Origin of the sequence: Streptacidiphilus sp. BW17 (genome assembly GCF_041262485.1) — a bacterium.
GTDB lineage: Bacteria > Actinomycetota > Actinomycetes > Streptomycetales > Streptomycetaceae > Streptacidiphilus.
On sequence record NZ_JBGCCR010000011.1, the window covers coordinates 21,712 to 36,765 of the forward strand.

General features: G+C 71.2%; 21 protein-coding genes. All 21 read right to left on the reverse strand.

Annotated elements, in window-relative coordinates:
- Nucleotides 1-85: 85 nt before the first annotated feature.
- The 21 genes from ABH940_RS15760 to ABH940_RS15860 all read right to left on the reverse strand — a co-directional run bounded on the left by ABH940_RS15760 (nt 86) and on the right by ABH940_RS15860 (nt 14,996).
- Nucleotides 86-1,090, reverse strand: a complete 1,005-nt coding sequence (locus ABH940_RS15760; RefSeq protein ID WP_370066230.1) for a hypothetical protein — start codon at nt 1,088-1,090, stop codon at nt 86-88.
- Nucleotides 1,091-1,149: 59 nt separating this feature from the next.
- A complete protein-coding gene (locus ABH940_RS15765) occupies nt 1,150-2,193 on the reverse strand; it encodes a hypothetical protein (protein ID WP_370066232.1) in 1,044 nt (347 codons plus the stop codon).
- A complete protein-coding gene (locus ABH940_RS15770; RefSeq protein WP_370066234.1) occupies nt 2,190-3,038 on the reverse strand; it encodes a phosphoadenosine phosphosulfate reductase family protein in 849 nt (282 codons plus the stop codon). The genes ABH940_RS15765 and ABH940_RS15770 overlap by 4 nt, the downstream gene beginning before the upstream one ends.
- Nucleotides 3,001-3,999: a DUF2637 domain-containing protein gene (locus ABH940_RS15775; RefSeq protein ID WP_370066236.1), complete on the reverse strand. Its 999-nt coding sequence runs from the start codon at nt 3,997-3,999 to the stop codon at nt 3,001-3,003. The genes ABH940_RS15770 and ABH940_RS15775 overlap by 38 nt, the downstream gene beginning before the upstream one ends.
- An 83-nt stretch (nt 4,000-4,082) precedes the next feature.
- Nucleotides 4,083-4,562 (reverse strand): hypothetical protein, encoded by a 480-nt coding sequence (locus ABH940_RS15780; RefSeq protein ID WP_370066238.1) that lies wholly within the window; start codon nt 4,560-4,562, stop codon nt 4,083-4,085.
- Nucleotides 4,563-4,654: 92 nt separating this feature from the next.
- A complete protein-coding gene (locus ABH940_RS15785) occupies nt 4,655-5,146 on the reverse strand; it encodes a hypothetical protein (RefSeq protein ID WP_370066240.1) in 492 nt (163 codons plus the stop codon).
- Nucleotides 5,147-5,177: 31 nt separating this feature from the next.
- Nucleotides 5,178-5,690 carry a hypothetical protein gene (locus tag ABH940_RS15790; protein ID WP_370066242.1) on the reverse strand — a complete coding sequence of 171 codons (513 nt, stop codon included), beginning with the start codon at nt 5,688-5,690 and terminating at the stop codon, nt 5,178-5,180.
- 270 nt (nt 5,691-5,960) lie between these two features.
- Nucleotides 5,961-6,215, reverse strand: a complete 255-nt coding sequence (locus ABH940_RS15795; protein ID WP_370066244.1) for a hypothetical protein — start codon at nt 6,213-6,215, stop codon at nt 5,961-5,963.
- A gap of 84 nt (nt 6,216-6,299) precedes the next feature.
- On the reverse strand, nt 6,300-7,448 hold the full coding sequence (locus ABH940_RS15800) for a DUF932 domain-containing protein (protein ID WP_370066246.1): 1,149 nt from the start codon (nt 7,446-7,448) through the stop codon (nt 6,300-6,302).
- A 121-nt stretch (nt 7,449-7,569) separates the two neighbouring features.
- Nucleotides 7,570-8,094, reverse strand: coding sequence for a hypothetical protein (locus ABH940_RS15805; RefSeq protein ID WP_370066248.1), 525 nt, complete (start codon nt 8,092-8,094; stop codon nt 7,570-7,572).
- Between the two features lie 64 nt (nt 8,095-8,158).
- Nucleotides 8,159-8,611 (reverse strand): hypothetical protein, encoded by a 453-nt coding sequence (locus ABH940_RS15810; protein ID WP_370066250.1) that lies wholly within the window; start codon nt 8,609-8,611, stop codon nt 8,159-8,161.
- Nucleotides 8,612-8,811: 200 nt separating this feature from the next.
- Nucleotides 8,812-9,090, reverse strand: a complete 279-nt coding sequence (locus tag ABH940_RS15815) for a hypothetical protein (protein ID WP_370066252.1) — start codon at nt 9,088-9,090, stop codon at nt 8,812-8,814.
- Nucleotides 9,091-9,142: 52 nt separating this feature from the next.
- Complete coding sequence (locus ABH940_RS15820; protein WP_370066254.1) at nt 9,143-9,565, reverse strand: hypothetical protein; 423 nt, start codon at nt 9,563-9,565, stop codon at nt 9,143-9,145.
- A 418-nt stretch (nt 9,566-9,983) separates the two neighbouring features.
- Complete coding sequence (locus ABH940_RS15825; protein ID WP_370066256.1) at nt 9,984-10,898, reverse strand: hypothetical protein; 915 nt, start codon at nt 10,896-10,898, stop codon at nt 9,984-9,986.
- 52 nt (nt 10,899-10,950) lie between these two features.
- A complete protein-coding gene (locus ABH940_RS15830) occupies nt 10,951-11,211 on the reverse strand; it encodes a hypothetical protein (protein ID WP_370066258.1) in 261 nt (86 codons plus the stop codon).
- Nucleotides 11,212-11,278: 67 nt separating this feature from the next.
- On the reverse strand, nt 11,279-11,770 hold the full coding sequence (ssb, locus tag ABH940_RS15835; protein ID WP_370066260.1) for a single-stranded DNA-binding protein: 492 nt from the start codon (nt 11,768-11,770) through the stop codon (nt 11,279-11,281).
- Between the two features lie 16 nt (nt 11,771-11,786).
- Nucleotides 11,787-12,068: a hypothetical protein gene (locus ABH940_RS15840; protein WP_370066262.1), complete on the reverse strand. Its 282-nt coding sequence runs from the start codon at nt 12,066-12,068 to the stop codon at nt 11,787-11,789.
- Nucleotides 12,069-12,651: 583 nt separating this feature from the next.
- Nucleotides 12,652-13,338 (reverse strand): Fic/DOC family protein, encoded by a 687-nt coding sequence (locus ABH940_RS15845; RefSeq protein ID WP_370066264.1) that lies wholly within the window; start codon nt 13,336-13,338, stop codon nt 12,652-12,654.
- A 2-nt stretch (nt 13,339-13,340) separates the two neighbouring features.
- Nucleotides 13,341-13,544, reverse strand: a complete 204-nt coding sequence (locus ABH940_RS15850; RefSeq protein WP_370066266.1) for a hypothetical protein — start codon at nt 13,542-13,544, stop codon at nt 13,341-13,343.
- Between the two features lie 223 nt (nt 13,545-13,767).
- Nucleotides 13,768-14,448, reverse strand: coding sequence for a hypothetical protein (locus ABH940_RS15855; RefSeq protein WP_370066268.1), 681 nt, complete (start codon nt 14,446-14,448; stop codon nt 13,768-13,770).
- Nucleotides 14,445-14,996: a hypothetical protein gene (locus tag ABH940_RS15860; RefSeq protein WP_370066270.1), complete on the reverse strand. Its 552-nt coding sequence runs from the start codon at nt 14,994-14,996 to the stop codon at nt 14,445-14,447. Before ABH940_RS15860 ends, ABH940_RS15855 begins: the two co-directional genes overlap by 4 nt.
- Nucleotides 14,997-15,054: the final 58 nt, after the last annotated feature.

Sequence of the window (15,054 nt, forward strand, 5' to 3'; positions counted from 1 at the left end):
CTGATGGGCAGCGCTCGGGCGCAGTGGAACGACGACGGCGCTGCCGACCGTGATGGTCGGCAGCGCCGTCGTCGTGTTGGGGGTGTTACTGGGCAGCCGGGGGGTTCCAGAAGGCGTCGAACACCTTCGGGTCGTAGCGCCTGCCGTCCTCGGTCTCGATCGGGTGCGGGACAGCTTGGCCGGCCTTCTGCGCGCGGCTGATCCGCTGGCTGATCGCGCTGAGGGTGACGCCGTAGTGGGCGGCCAGTTCGGTGGCCGTTCGCGGGGGTCCGGCCAACCACGCGCGGTGTTCGACGGTGCCCTTGGGGTCGTAGCCGAATTCGAGCAGCACGGCTGCCTGCTCGGGGCTCGGCTTCCCCTTGGCGGGCAGGTAGCCGAGTTCGACCAGGACGGCGGTCTGCTCGGCGGTGAGCGGGCCCGACTCCGGCAGGTAGCCGAGTCGCCAGAGCACCGGCAGCAAAGCGGCTGCGGGCCACACCCGCGAGCGGCCGACCTTGCCGCTGCTGAGGTCGGCGACCTCGGGGCGGCGGACCAGAGTCTTGACGGCTTCCTTGCCCCGGCCGGTGAGCCGTTCGATCATGGCGGTGGTGAGCACGTTGAGCACCGGCGTGGCGGTCGGCGCGCCAGCCCGGACCGGGGCTTCCGTGCTGCCGCGGGGGCCTGTGCGGCCGGACCGCCGGCTCAGCCAAGCCTTGACCGCGCCCCAGTTGTACGTGCCAAGGGCGTCGGCGGCCGGAAACGGGTCGTTGCTGTCCCTGTAGAGGGCGGGCAGCGGGCTGATGGAACCGCGATTGGTGCCGGTGCGGTGCGCGATCTCGGTGATGGTGACGCGGTCGCCGTCGGCCCCCGGCAGCTCCTCCACGTTGATCCGCGTGGCCTGGTTGGCGCGCATCCACTCGGCGCAGGCTTCACGCGGGAACCGCTGCTCACCCTGGTCGTCGGGGACGGCGGACCCCGGCCACTGCGGGTCCTTGGTGAGGCGGCGAACAGTGGACTCGGACAGGCCGGTCGCGCTGACGATGTCGGCGACGCTGAGACTGTCGGACGGGGCAGCGGCCAACCGCTCGGCGAGCGTCGGGGCGGGGGCCATCAGCTGGTCTCCTTCGGGTGAGGCCGGCAGGAGTGACGGCCTCCCCGTTCCGGCATGAACTAATCTACCTGCGCGAGGTAGCCGGTCTTTCGAGATCGGTCTTCGTGGGAGGGGGCCAGCAGCTTGCCCAGCCGATCCGCGAGGTCGGCACGGCTTCGGCCGTGCTGCTGGCCCCCGTCTTCCGTGGCTGCGGGGTCGTCGCGGCGGGGGTGAAGGATGCGGCGTACCTCGTAGACGCTCCACTGTTGCCGCTGAAGGTGCTGCTGGAACTCGGCGAGGACGTCGGTCAGCCCGTGGGTGCGGGCGAGGTCCTGGGCGGCGACGGTCCCGTAGAGCTTCGAGCGCGGGTTGAGGGCCATGGCGGTGTACTCCAGGGCGAGCGCCTGGGCGCCAATGGCCGGCTCCGTGCGCCACCGCTCGATCAGCTCGGCCCGGCCGCGGTGGCCCGCTGAGAAGGGGCAGTAGCCGCAGGCGGAACGCGACCATGGTTCACCGAAGCGGTCGAGAAGGTACTGGCCGCACCGGTGGCGGTCCCACCCCCAGTCGTCGATCAGCGGGTACTCGGGGCGGCGGCCGATGGCGGTGAAGCCTTCGTCGCGGGCGGCCCGGCGCAGTTCCTCCGCGGCGAAGCCAACGGCGTGCCGGAAGGGCTGGCCGCTGAACTCGTCGGCCAGCCACCCGTCGAGCACCTGGCCTTTCGCTCGCCAGCTGCACAGCCTGCGTTTGGCCGCGATCTGCGGGACGGTGCCGCTGGCGCGCAGTTCGTCTGAGAGCCGCCACGGCCCTCGCATGATCAGCCTGCGCGGACTGCGCGAGTCGTCCAGCACGGTGCAGCCGCCCTGCTGGCTGCTGCGGCCGATCTGCACGAAGCGCGTGCCGGTGTCGCGCAGCAGCGGCAGCAGGTGGTCCTCGGTGAGCCTGCGGGTGACGTCCGGCTCGTCTCCGGTCATCGCGGTGAGCACGGTCAGCCGGTCGAGCGGGAAGGTGCGGGTCGCCGGCTCGGTGAGCCACCGGGTCAGGATTGCTGCACTGTCCAGGCCCATTCCGTAACTGAGAACGATTGGCAGTTCGGCGTCGGCGGGTACGGGGTCGGTGCGGATCATGCGGCGCAGCCCTCCGTACGGTGCGGGAGCGTACGGGGAGCGGCTCCGCACGGGCGCAGGGGCCGTACGGGGTTGGCGTCCGTACGCTCGGCGGCTTCGATGATCTGCGTCATCGAGAGGTCGCGGCGGAAGGGCTGTCCGATCTCGTCCTCGACCAGGGCGTAGTCGAGTGCGGTGTCCGGGTTCTGCCGTGCGGAGGCGATGAGGGCGCTGCGACCGGCGAACGGGCACAGCTTGCAGGACAGGCGGGGTACGTGCTGGTAGGCCGGGTGCGGCGGGATGCCGCTGGCCCGTACGGTCTTCCACACGTCATCGGTGCTGAGTTGGTGGATGGGCAGCCAGGTGGTGACCTGGCGTCGGCCGGAGCTGGCCCCGCGGTCCAGGGCGACGGCGGGGCGGCGGGCCCGGACGGTGCTCTCGGCGGCGCGCAGACCGAGCCCGGTGACGAGGTGGGCGGGCCGGCCGGTGACGCCAAGGCGGGCGGTCAGCTCGGTGTAGAACTTCCTGGCCACGTCGCGCTTCAAGTAGGAACGGCAGTAGGGAGTGCCGGGTCCGGGCCAGAGGCCGCGGGCTCGGACCAGGTCGAGCAGGCCGCCACGTTCGCGGCGCCGGACCTCGAAGGGGAGTCCGTACGCGGCGGCCTGTTCCGCTGCGAGGGCTGGCACTCCGTCCCACTCGGCGGCTCCGAGGTCCAGATGGAGTACGACGGTACGTTCCAGCATCTCCTCTGTGGCGGTGGTGGCCCACAGGTGGAGCATGGCGGCGCTGTCCTTGCCCGCGCTGTTGTTCAGCACGTAGGCGTCAGCGTCACGCAGTTGCGGCGGTATGTGGAGGATGGTGCTCACGCGCGGGTTCCTCGTACGGGTTCGGTGCGGGCTGCGAGGTGGGTGGTACGGGCCGGTCGTCAGCGTCCCGGGGCGTACGGATCGGGCTGAGGGGCTGCGGCGCAGCCGTACGGGCAGCAGGCTCCTCGGTGACAACGGGCTCCGGACGGCCCTGGTGGAGCGTGCGGGCTTCGGCTACGCGCTTCTCGCACCACGACCGGCCATAGCCGGTCGTACGGGTCAGCTCGTCGTAGTCCGGTCGCCAGTGCGGATCGGCGCGCATCGCGGTCAACAGGTCGGTCATGACGCGCAGCCGGGTCGGCCGTTGCCGGGGCGGCTGCGGCGGGTTGGGCTGGTCGTCGGGGCCGGGCCCGGTGTCCGCTTCGGCGGGCTCCTGCTCCTGGGGCTGCTCGACCTGTTGTGCCGGGGACTGCTCCGCGGTGGCCGCAGGGTCCTCGTCGGTGACGTCGGCGTCGGCCCCCTCGTCGGTCTCGGCGGGCGGGTCCGCGGGTTCGGACGGCGCTGCCGCGGTCGGCCGGTCGGCTGGGCGGGACTCGATGATTCCAGCGGCGGCCAGAAACGCGACGGCCGGCCAAGCGGCCATCACGTATCCCCAGGGTGTGGACTGGGCGACGGCGAGGTTGGCGGCCAGGCTCATGACGACGCCGAGGACCAGGACGCCGCGGGGCCAGCGGGCGGGGTGCCCGCGCAGCTTCCTGCGGCGCAGTTCGGAGACTGCACCGATGGCCATCAGCTCGACCGACACGGCGATGGCGTACGCCACCCACCCGGTCTGGCCGGCGCGGTCGGCGGTCTGAACGACGTGCTTGAAGCTCACCGCGAACGCGCAGACGCCAAGGATGCCGACGACGATGTCCGCGGTGGGTGCGTCGGCGTCGCGCGGGAACTGGAGCCGGTGAGGCAGGGGCTGCACGGGTGCGCCGTCGCGGGCCGCCGTGGTGCCGGTGTGGACGGGGGTCACGTGGTGTTGGTCTCTCGGCTTCGTGGGATGTCGCAGCCCGGTTGCCCTCCGGGCCGCGCCTGTTCATCGGTCGGGGCCTGGTGTCAGTGAGCGGTGCGCAGGTGTCGGCGGCGTTCCTCGTCCACGTAGCCCTTGCCGGGGCACTGGATCGACCACCCGCAGGTGCACACGGCCTTGGAGTAGGCACGCCCGCCGCAGCCGATGACGAGGGGCTTGCCGCTGCTGGTGTGCCGGTGGTCAGGCGGGCACGAGGTGCCGTCGGCGTGGTGGTCGGTGCGGGGCGCGGTGAACCTGGCCGCAGGGATGGTGTCCTTTGGCTGGAGGGCCCGGAGCGGTCCCGGCATGCCGCTGGTGCCCGTGCGGCTGAGGGCTTCCTGCTCGGCGTCCCACTCGGCCTGGGTGTGGGCGTCGCCGACCACCAGGGGCTCGGTGTGGTCGTACCAGGTCTTCCCGTCGCCCGCGACGATGCGTTCGGCCTCGGCCTGGGCTGCCTCGCGGGTGGGCGCGAGTACGGGCACCACGTGCACGTTGATGACGTCGATGGCGACGATGTAGTTGGGCATGCTGCTGTCTCCTGCGGTGCTCGGGGTGGGGCCTGGCGGTCTGGCCGGCCTCGGCGCGGTCCGGAGGTGTGTCCGGGCCGCACCGGGGCGGGTCAGGCCGCCAGGTCAGTGCTGCCGACGAGCGGGCCGTGGCGGCATTCCTGGAAGAGAGCGGGGCGCATTTTCACGCCGTCGCCTTCGCGGGCCCAGTCGGAGCTGTTGCCGGGGTCGGTGCGGAAGATGACGAACAGGGGTCCGCCATCGGCGGGGACGACCACTCGGGCCCCGTGCGCGCTCCACCCGGCTCCGGCCTCGGACGGCGGGGCCTCGCTGGCGACGCCGTAGCGGACTCGGCCATCTTTCTCGGTCCAGCGCTGCCAGCCCTTGCCCTTGCACCGGGTCTTGCTGGGCATCGGGACACGGCGGGGGTCGGGCCCGATCTTCACCATGCGGCCGGGGCCGGTGGTCCGGGACAGGCCCAAGGCGAACTGCACGACCTTGGTGTGCTTGGCCTGCGCCCCGAGCTGAGCCGGGGTGGTGACGGTAACGGGGTTCTCCTCGCCGGGCAGGCGGAGTGTGGTGGTGAGGGTGGCGGGGGTGGGCACTGGTGTCTCCTGCGAATGATGCGGGGGTGGATCAGGACTCGGAGGCGCTTGCCAGGTCCTCCCAGTGGCTGCCGTTCCAGAACTGGGTCTCGGCGTCCGGGGTGAGCGGCTGTCCGAGGGCTTCGCGCAGTCGGCGGCGGTCGGTGAGGGTGGCGGGCATCACGGCGGTTCCGGTGATGGTGGTGCCGGCCGGGGTGACCTCGCGGAGCATCGTGCGGCCGTGGCGCTCCTGGGCCCGAAGCGAGCGGGTGATGTTGAACTCCTCGACCAGCAGGTCGAGCAGCAGCGACAGACCGACAGGCTCGCCCTCGAAGCGGCAGGCGTCGGCGAAGCTGGCGAACTCGGCAGCGGTGAAGCTGCCGTGGGGCACGAACTCCGTGCTGCCTCCGTCGCCGTAGTTCTCGGCGGTGCCGATCTTGCGACGGCCGTGGCTGATGTTGGCCTGGAACGGGGTTCCGCGGAGCAACTCCAGCGTCCGGCAGATAGTGACCTCGTAGCGGGGCTGGTCGGGGGTTTGGAGCCCGGTGTGGGGCAGGGTGGGCACGTGGTTCTCCTGGGTGGTGCTGGAAGGTGAAGGTGGGCAGCAGGGAGTGCCGCGCGGGGTTGGGCCGTGGTGCGGGGTCGATCCCCGCGGCTGGGGCCGCCCGGCTGCGGGCGGCAGGGGCCGGCGGGCGGTGCGGCGGGCTGGTGCTGCGGTGGGAGAGCAGCGGACGGGGTTGGGCCGTGGTGCGGGGTCGATCCCCGCAGCTCGGCGCTCCCGGCCGGGGCCGCCCAGCTTCGTGCCGGGCGGCCGGTGGTTCGGTAGGCGGGCTGGTCAGAACGGCTGCGGCGTGAGTTCGACGATGACCCTCTCGATGCCGATGGTCGTCCGCTGGAGCTGGTCGCGGGCCTCGGCTGCGCGGTCGTCGCACAACTCGAAGTAGCGGACTTCGTCCTGCGGCTCGACGGGGAAGCCCTCGCGGTCCGGGTCGTAGGTGGGCAGGGCCGCGTGCAGCTTGTCTTCCCAGTCCTCTTCGAAGGTGGTGACTTCGGCGACGAGATCGCGCAGGCGGTCAGCGATGGCGTTCATGGTGGGATCTCCCGGTTCGCGCTGGGCTGCGGCGGCTGGTCCGTGCCGGGCCGCCCGGCCACGGTGGGCCGGGCGGCGGGGCGGTCAGAGGGAGGCGGCCAGCTCCATGGCGCGGATGCCGAGCGATTCGAGTTCGTGGGCCTCGTCGGCGTCGGGGAGGGTCTGGGCGACGGAGGTGACCGCGTGGAGGACGCCACCGGCGGACAGGTCCGCGCCCTGGATGAAGTGGGCGAAGATGTCGGCCCGGCGCTCCTCGGTGAACCGGAGGCGCTGGCTGACGGTGGTGATCGTCTTCTCGGGGTCCGTGATCCGGGCCCCGGCCGTCTCTTGGATGGCCCGCAGTTGCCGGACGACGTAGTCGTGATCAAGGAATGTCTTGACGGCGTCGGCGGTCTGGGAGGTGACCAGATCGAGCGTGCGGGCCTGGGTGTTGTCGCTCCACCGGATCACCCCGTCGTTCTGGCGTCCGCCGACGTGCACGGACTTCATCGCGTCCGCCGTGATCGTCATCCCGTTGTCGCAGACCTGGACGACCAGCCGGGGCACGATCGTGAACGCCCCGCACCCCGTCTCCGAGTTGGAGATCTCGAACCCTGCGAAGACTGTGGGGTTGTCACTGCCGAGCGCCCCGGAGAACGGGGAGCGGTAGTTGCGCAGCAGTTCGGGAGCGTAGGCGTTGACCTGGGGCGCCACGACGCGGACATACATCTTCCGGTCAGTGAGGTCGGAGCTGTCCAACCGGACATCGACCCCGGCGGCGGCCACACCTTCGAGCGCGGCGGTCAGGATGTCCAGGTTATCGATGATCCGGTAGCCGTTGGACAGGAACGCGCGGGCGGTGCCGGTGTCCTCGTCCTGGCCGGGCCGAAGCGTGCGGATCATGTAGCTCTTGGCCTCGCGGCTCTCGTGCGTGAGCCACCCGTTGACGTTCGCGTCCCACAGCTCCGGGGCTTCGAGCCTGGTCTTGCGCAGGTAACCCACCGGGATGCCCAGCTTCTCGGCCACCCCCGACTCACACACGTCGGTGAGTCGGAACTCTCCGGCCTTGCTGGTGACACCATCCGGGGTGATCTCGTGATCGGCACCGTCGATGATCAGTCGGCCGCCCTCGGCGTGGATGCTCTGCGCCGGGGCGATGACGTCGGTCTTGCGTGGGTGCTGCTCGCGGAGAATGTCCACGATCTCGCGCAGGTTGGCGTTGCGGGTGGAGGTCCTGGCCAGGGAGATGGTCATGTGTGAGGTCCCTTCGCACGGGTTCGTCTTCGTGGGTGTCGGCTGGGGTTGCCCTCCCCGTCCAACAAGAACAATACTATCTCAATAAGGGTTTTGCGTCAATTCATTGGGCATGCGAGCGTTAGCCCGTCGCCTCCGTCGTCGCCGACATCGCGCGGAAGTTCTGCACGGTGACCGCTACCGCCCAGCGGCGGGCGCGGGCGGAGTTCGCCGCGCCGCTCGACCCCCACGCGGCGGCGGCGCACAGGCCCGGCCGGATCGGCAGGTCGGGGCTGATCACGTAGTGCGCGCCTGGCAGATAGGCGTCACGCCAGGCAACGCCGATGGTGTGGAGCGCACCGACGAACGACCAGCGCAACTGCCACTGAGGGGTGAGACTGCCGCTCGCGAGCACGGCGCCGACCTTGGCCTGAGCGTCCGCCAGGAAGGTGTCGAGGGCGACAAGCGCGCGGCACGCCTGCTCCCAGTCGGCGACAGCCAGAGGTGGAACTGGCGGCAGTGCTGCCCACTCCTGCGGAGCGACTTCCCGGACCACGGCGGCGGCGGCGTCGAACTGCGCGCCGATGTCGGACAGGACGGCGAGAACTTCCCGGGAGCGGGCCGGGCGGGCCACAGTGAGGTCATGCTGAACGTCGATGATCTTCATGGGTCTTCCTTCGGATGCAAGGGAGGCGGGCCCGGCCCAGTGGCCCACCGGGCCGGGCGGCGAATCAGCGACGGAGGCCAGCGGCCCAGAGCAGGCCCGCGAAGCTGCGGGCGACGGCGGCGAGGTCGTCGCCGCCCCGGGTCCACGTCGGCACCTTCTCGTCACGGACCTGCTCGGCGGGCTCCGCATAGATCGCCCCGCGATACAGGGTGTACTCCTCGCCGGGCGCGGGGATGCGCAGCTCCCACGTGCCGAGTTCCTTGCACATGACCTGGACGGCGTAGGTCCGGGCACCGTGGACGATCACGAGCGTGCGGGGGGCGCGAGGGATGCCGAGTTCGGTGAGCCGGTGGTCGAGATCGACGGCAACGGCCAGGCGCTCGGCGAAGGGAAGTCCGGCGATCGCCTCGGGGGTGAGCCAGCACCAGGCACAGCCGGACCCGTCGCTGTGGCCGCACTCGGCGCGCTTGGCGCTGTTGATCTCCTGGAGACGCGGCAGGTCGAGAGTCGTGGTCACGTGACGCCTTTCGGTCGGTTCCTCGTGGGCGCCGGCCGGGGCTTGCCCTCCCCGACCAACAAGAAAAATACTATCTCATTAAGGGTTTTTGGTCAAGCCTGAGAGCAGAATGCACGCTCGAGCCAAATAGCTGACGGACCGCCAGATTCGTGGGCGCACCTCCCCCGGCGGCGGCCACCGCCACCGCCGGGGGACCGGTCTCAGGGGGAGTCGAATCCGGCAAGTCGCTCGTAGGCGGCTTCCTCGCGGTACCGGCAGTAGGCCATGCGGGCAAGCTCTTCGCGATCCCCCGGGACTCCGGTGGCGTCGGCCAGGTGGAGCAGCGAGGTGATCATGTCGCGGATGATCACGGACACACTTTCCGGGTCGGCGGGTTCACCCTGGTAGGTGCCGGGGTTGGCGGAGATGTAGGCGCGGACGGCGACCAGCGCGGAGTCCGCTGCATCGTCGGCGGTGCGCTCGGGAAGGAGAGTGGGCACGGGCGGGTTCCTCGTTTACTCGACCGGGTGAGCGGATCAGGGCGGGGCTGGACTACGAGGCAATGGCGGGGATGTCGGCCGCGCGGGTCGGGGCGAAGTCGAGGTCCCGCTCAACCAGGATGGGCACGGCCAGGTGGCCGGGCCGGGCGGCGGGGGTGAGGTAGAGCTCTTCTAGCTCGACCAGGTGGATGTAACCCCATTCGCCCGTGAGGTAGTTGACCCGCGCCCAGCCGAACGCCAGGCCGCTGGACGGGTCGAGTTCGGCTATGTACCAGTCCGATCCGCCGGTGAAGTAGTGGATGTGGCAGACCTTCCCCGCGAACTCCTGGCCGTCGGTGGCGTACAGCTCGGGGATCTTCGCGAGGTCGGCGAACGGCGGGTAGAACTCGTGGCCCCTGGCATGCCTGTTCTGCTCAGGCATCACCCCCCAGGACCAGGCCCCGGGTTCGACGTTCGTGCTGTGCAACTCGGTCATGCTCTGCCTCTCGATGCGAGGTTCGTGGGTCGGTCTTCGGGTTGCCCTCCCGTTGACCTGATGACATCAGTTTATCTCAATAGGGGTTTTTGGTCAAGCTCGAAGGCAGAGTCCACCGCACGGGTCAGACAGATGACGGACCTTCAGATTCATGGGCGCACCTCCCCCGTCCCCCCGATAGCTGCCTGGGGTCCGGGGCAAAGAGGGCGTCCGGGTCAAGGGCCGGCCGAAGGCCGGTGGCGTGCCACGCGACCGAAGGGAGCGCCCTTGAAGCGGGCGGCCGGCTCCGGACACTGGGCCGCGCAGGGGGGCCGGGGGAACCGCGCAGCGGGGCGCCCGGCAGAAGAATGCAGCCGCGCCGAAGGCGCGCCCGAATCCCCGCCGCCGGGGGACTGATCCGGCGGTGGTGGTGGTGAGGTCACGCGGCGGGTGCGGTCTCTTCCTCGCGGTCGGGGATGTCCACGGTGAGCGCCGGGTGCGTGGCGGCGATCCGGCGCAGTCGGCACCGGGCATTGGCGCGGGCGGCGCGGCTGGGCGCTTCCCGGGCCGCCTCGGTGAGGTAGTCGGCGAAGGCGGCGAGCGCGGCGGCGGTGGGCAGGATGATCCGACGGGGCTGGAACACCGCTGCCGGGTCACCGAGTCGGCGGGCGGCCGTCCAGGCTCGGTAGACCTCCTGGCCGCCGGGGGTGAGCGGTTGGTGTCCAGCGAGCCGTCCGCCGAGCCAGTCGGCGAGGTAGCCGCCGACATCCACGGTGGTGGTCGAGTTGGCCTCGGGTGCCCGGACTCGGGTCCAGCGGTTGATGCGGGTCTCCAGCACGGACAGGCGGTGGACGGCGGGCCGTAGGTCGTCGGCTTCCCGGGTGACCCTGGACAGTTGGTGGTCGGCGATGGATCGCAGGTAGCGGGAGTGCTGGGCGTACCGCTGGCGGTCCAGCCGGTACTCGGTGATGATCTTCTCCCCGATGTCCCGCATGCGCGAGCGCGCGGACTCGGTGGCCAGTTCGTAGGGGCTGCGGTGGAGTTGCTCCCAGGGATCGCGGGGACCGGTCGCGCCGAGCGGGGGCAGCGTGATGCCGCCGTAGATCCACGAGTTGTAGACGGCTAGCCGGTCCGTGTAGCTGCTGGGGCTCTCGTCCGGGTCGTAGCGGCCGGAGGTGAACCGTAGACGGGTGTAGGCGTCAGGGTCGTCGGCTTCGCCGGGCGCGGCTTCGGGGTGCAGGGTGATGGTGCCGATGACGTGCGGGGCGCGGACCGTGAAGTACGTGAGGCCGTTCTCCCCGTACTCGATGTCATAGCGCAGCAGCAGGCGGGTTGCGGTGCGGGTGGTGATCAAGGGTTCTCCGGATGGCCGACCGGGCCACGGCGGCCCGGCCGGCTCGGGTCGGTCATCGCCGGGCGGTGGGGGCGCTGGGCAGGATGGGCGGGATGCCGCGCTGCTCAGCGGCCTCGTTGATCAGCTTCGGCAAACGCAGGGTCACCGTCTGGAGCCACAGGAGGCCACCGACGACGGCGAGCAGTGCGAGGGTGAGCAGAAGCTGGTTGCTGACGGCGCCCGTGGCCGTAAGGGCGAGCACGGCGGCGAACAGGCCGCGCTGGATCGTGTTGATGGTGGTGGTCAGCCCGGTCTTGGGCGGGGTGTTGCTCACGGGGTTGGGCCTTTCGTCGGCAAGGTTCGGGCGGGCCGGGCGGGTCGAGGCCGCCCGGCTCGGGTGATCATCCCGCCACGGCCGGGGCCGGCCAAGCGCCGACGGTGGGCGGGTTGGTCGGAGCGGGCGGCCACGTCGCACCGAACGCGCCGGGTGCGGCCTGGGTGGGCGCGGCCTGCTGCTGGACCGGACGGCTTCCGGCCTTGGCGACCTCGGCCGTGGCGAAGCGCAGGGCCGGGCCGACCTCGTCGATCAGCAGCTCGGTGTAGTAGCGGCGGGGCCCGTCGGCTGGCTGGTGGGAGCGCTGCTTGAGTGCGCCGGTGACGACCACGCGGGTGCCCTTGGTCAGGGATGCTGCGATGTTCTCGGCGTACTGCCGCCAGGCGACGCACGGCATGGACAGCGAGTCGCCGTCCCGCCAGGCGCGGGCGGTGCTGTCGTACGTCTTTTCGTTCGCGATGACGGTGAAGTTGACCACCGCCGCGCCGCCGTCGGTGTACTTGAGGGTCGGGTTGTCCGCGAGGTTACCGATAAGGGTGATCTTGGTCTCGCCTGCCATGGTGTCGCTGCTCCTCTTAGCGTTCGATACGGGCGCCGCCGCGCGGGCCTAGGGTGATCCGGATATCCGGACCGCTGCCGAACGGCACTCCCACACCGGCCATCTCTTCCGCGTCGGCGAGCATCTGCTCGTCGGTGATCACGTAGAGGTCGGCCCAGGACTGCTCGGTGCAGCCGCTGTAGGGATCGCGCCCCCGGGTTCGCAGCCGGTCCGCAGCCTGGCGGATCGACGTGACGCCCTCGGGGTCGCTGCTGCCGCAGAGCGGGTTGGTGAAGTACGCGATGTAGCGCGGGTTCATGTCCGCCCTTCGGTGTGCCGTGGTCTCAGTCCGCTGATCGGGGGTGCCATCCCCTCCCAACAAGAACAATAGTATCTCAATAGGGGTTTTTGGTCAAGCTCAAAGGCGGAGTCCACCGCACGGGTCAGACAGATGACGGACCTTCAGATTCATGGGCGCACCTCCCCCGTCCCCCCGATAGCTGCCTGGGGTCCGGGGCAAAGAGGGCGTCCGGGTCAAGGGCCGGCCGAAGGCCGGTGGCGTGCCACGCGACCGAAGGGAGCGCCCTTGAAGCGGGCGGCCGGCTCCGGACACTGGGCCGCGCAGGGGGGCCGGGGGAACCGCGCAGCGGGGCGCCCGGCAGAAGAATGCAGCCGCGCCGAAGGCGCGCCCGAATCCCCGCCGCCCCCGGCGGCGGCCACCACCACCGGAGGTTAGCCAGCCGCCCGGCCAGTTCGCCGTCGAGCGCCGTGGCGCTCCGGCCGGTGCCCTACGCTGGAGGTCCGCATGCTCCACCGCGTTCGCGGGGGTGCTGTGGTCTCTGGCCGGTGGACCGTGCCAACCCGTTCGCGGGGGTGTCCACCGGCCGCCGCCGTTTCCGGGGTCAGCGGCGGATGGTCGGGTGGTTGGACGGCTGGACCGGCTGCGGGGGCTGGATCAGTGGTGCCGGGCTCTGGACCGTGGTCCTGGTGGCCGGGCTGTTTCTCGGGGCCGGCTGTTCGGCGGTGAGGTCGGCGAGCATGGCGCGCAGTGGGCCGTTGTTGCCGTTGAAGGAGGCGACGGACGCAAGCGTGTTGCGCTCAGGGTCGAGCCGGGTCCAGTCGATCGGGTGCCCGGCGTCGGCCGCGAACTGGGCGAGGAAGGCTCGCTGAGTTCGCCCGTTGCCCTCCCTGAACGGGTGCAGCGCGTTGACGTCGCCGTGGAGGTCGGCCAGGCCGGTGAGGAAGGCGTCCCGGTCGAGCCCGCGGAGGTGGTCCTGGCGGCGGGCGAGTCGGCCGAAGGTGTCGTTCGCGAAGTCGGGGATCATCCGGACGAGACAGAACTGCGTGTTGCCCTTGGCGATCTCGATGCTGCGGATCTGTCCGGCCCACGGGTAGATGCTGCCGAAGACCTCCCGGTGGAACGCCTGGAGGTGTGCCAGGTCGTAGGCGCCGGGGATCGGGTTCTCGGCGAGCCGGGTGAGGCGGGCGGCGGTGATGTCGGCTTCGGCGGCAGCGAGGGCCTGGGGGTCGGTGATGCCGAGCTTGTTGCGCAGGACACCGCTGTCCGGGTCGGCGTACGGGTCAGCCATGGTCAGGGGGCCGGTTGCTCGGTGCCCGGGGCGCGGTGGCGAGCCTCGGCGCGCTCCACCAGCTCGTCAGCGGAGATCCGGCCAGCGGCATAGTCCTCGGCATCGGCGAGGTAGTCCGCGCTGGGGGTGAGTCCCTCGGCCCTGACGGAGCCAATGGCGGATGAGAGGGCGCGGCGGCGGCTCTCCGGAGTGGTGCGGTCTTGCATCGGCGTTGCTCCTTGGTTCGCGCCGGGCGGCGCGGGGCTCTGATCAGCGTACGTGCCCTGCGGTGGTGAGCACGTGGTGCTGGAGTGAGGCGGTCGGAACGGGCGCGGCAGGTGGCCGGCCCCGGTCGGCGGTCGCGGGGGAGGGGGCTCGATGCCCCCTCCCCCGCGATGCCGGCCGCCCGGTCCGGCCGCCCGGTCCGGGCGGCCGGTTCAGGCGGCCGGTTCAGGCGGCGAGCGGCTGGCGCTCAGCCACCGGTGCGGGCAGCGCTGTCACGCGGCCCGCGCCGGTGGCAGCCTCCTCGATCACGGCGGCCTGGACTGCTGCCCGCTCCCGCTCCTGGTTCACCTTCTCCTGGAGCTTGGCCGCCTCCTCCTCCAGCTCGCGGATGGCCTGCTGGTGGTGGCGGTGCCGGGCGGGGGCGTGCTGCTCGTCGTGGGCCCGGCGCAGTTCGGCCGCCCACGGGCGGGAGAGCATGTGCCGAGTGATCGCGTGAACGATGGCGGCGGTCCTGCGCTGGGTGCCCTCCGGGGCGCTCGGGCTGTAGTGGCCGCCGATCTCCCGCCGGACAACCAGCCACCGGTGATTGGTCGGACTCATCGTGTCGGCGTGGAAGTGCGCCCTGTCGGCGAGCAGGACGCCGTAGACGGTCGGCGCGTCCTCGAAGTGGTGCGTGAACGGGCTCCGGTCGGGCTTGCCGTAAGTGATCTCGATGGCGTCACCGGCGCAGCAGTTCAGGAAGTAGTGGCCTGGCTGCCACCCCACCGTGATGGTGCCGCCCAGCTCCGCGATGCGGTACAGCGCGGCTCCCTGCTCCCAGTCCAGGGTGATGGTGGCGTGCATCCGGTAGCCGCCTTCGGTGGCCAGGGTGACGTACTGCGGGCCCGTCGGCCGGGAGTTGCTCACGCCGCCGCCTGGGTGAGCGCCGGGGCCTCGGTGTCCTCGAAGCTGGGCAGAGCTCCGGCGGCCAGCTGCTCGATGGTGGGCAGGTTGTTCCAGTGCCGCGCGGCGTGCCGGTAGGCGGTGGTCCAGAGGGTGAGCTGGCTGGTGTAGGCGTCCATGTCGGTGACGACAGTCAGCAGGCCACCGAAGCTGACGCGCAGCTGCGGCACGCGGGTCGGGCTGATCTTCTCGTGCAGCGTCTCCACGACTGCCGGGCGGACCGGAGCGTCAAGGCGCAGGTGCCCGGAGATCTGTCCTTCGGGTTCGGGGACGGTGCCGGAGCGGACCCCGGCGAACAGTGCGGCGGCTCGGTCGGCGGCGGCTGCCCACGCCGTGTACGCCTCGTAGGCGGGCTGTGGGTGAGCAAGGCGGATGCGGGCAGACGGCATGGTCAGCAGGATCGTCCGGGCGATCAGCACCGCGTGCGCCTCGTGGCGGCCAGCGAGGTGGACGGCGAGGTCAGTCCGCACGATGGGCGGTCGGTGGTCGGTGGTGGCGAGGTACAGGTGCATGCGGGCCTCCGGCGCTGGTGGTGTGGTCAGCAGGGCCGGGGGTGTCCGGTGCCATCGG

Bases quoted from the DNA above. Each gene is read 5' to 3' on its own strand.
- ABH940_RS15850 (WP_370066266.1), bottom strand. From the start codon at position 13,544: ATGCAAGACCGCACCACTCCGGAGAGCCGCCGCCGCGCCCTCTCATCC.
- ABH940_RS15800 (WP_370066246.1), bottom strand. From the start codon at position 7,448: ATGACCATCTCCCTGGCCAGGACCTCCACCCGCAACGCCAACCTGCGC.
- ABH940_RS15760 (WP_370066230.1), bottom strand. From the start codon at position 1,090: ATGGCCCCCGCCCCGACGCTCGCCGAGCGGTTGGCCGCTGCCCCGTCC.
- ssb (WP_370066260.1), bottom strand. From the start codon at position 11,770: ATGGCAGGCGAGACCAAGATCACCCTTATCGGTAACCTCGCGGACAAC.
- ABH940_RS15840 (WP_370066262.1), bottom strand. From the start codon at position 12,068: ATGAACCCGCGCTACATCGCGTACTTCACCAACCCGCTCTGCGGCAGC.
- ABH940_RS15820 (WP_370066254.1), bottom strand. From the start codon at position 9,565: ATGACCGAGTTGCACAGCACGAACGTCGAACCCGGGGCCTGGTCCTGG.
- ABH940_RS15780 (WP_370066238.1), bottom strand. From the start codon at position 4,562: ATGCCCAACTACATCGTCGCCATCGACGTCATCAACGTGCACGTGGTG.
- ABH940_RS15765 (WP_370066232.1), bottom strand. From the start codon at position 2,193: ATGATCCGCACCGACCCCGTACCCGCCGACGCCGAACTGCCAATCGTT.
- ABH940_RS15845 (WP_370066264.1), bottom strand. From the start codon at position 13,338: ATGGCTGACCCGTACGCCGACCCGGACAGCGGTGTCCTGCGCAACAAG.
- ABH940_RS15805 (WP_370066248.1), bottom strand. From the start codon at position 8,094: ATGAAGATCATCGACGTTCAGCATGACCTCACTGTGGCCCGCCCGGCC.
- ABH940_RS15795 (WP_370066244.1), bottom strand. From the start codon at position 6,215: ATGAACGCCATCGCTGACCGCCTGCGCGATCTCGTCGCCGAAGTCACC.
- ABH940_RS15860 (WP_370066270.1), bottom strand. From the start codon at position 14,996: ATGCACCTGTACCTCGCCACCACCGACCACCGACCGCCCATCGTGCGG.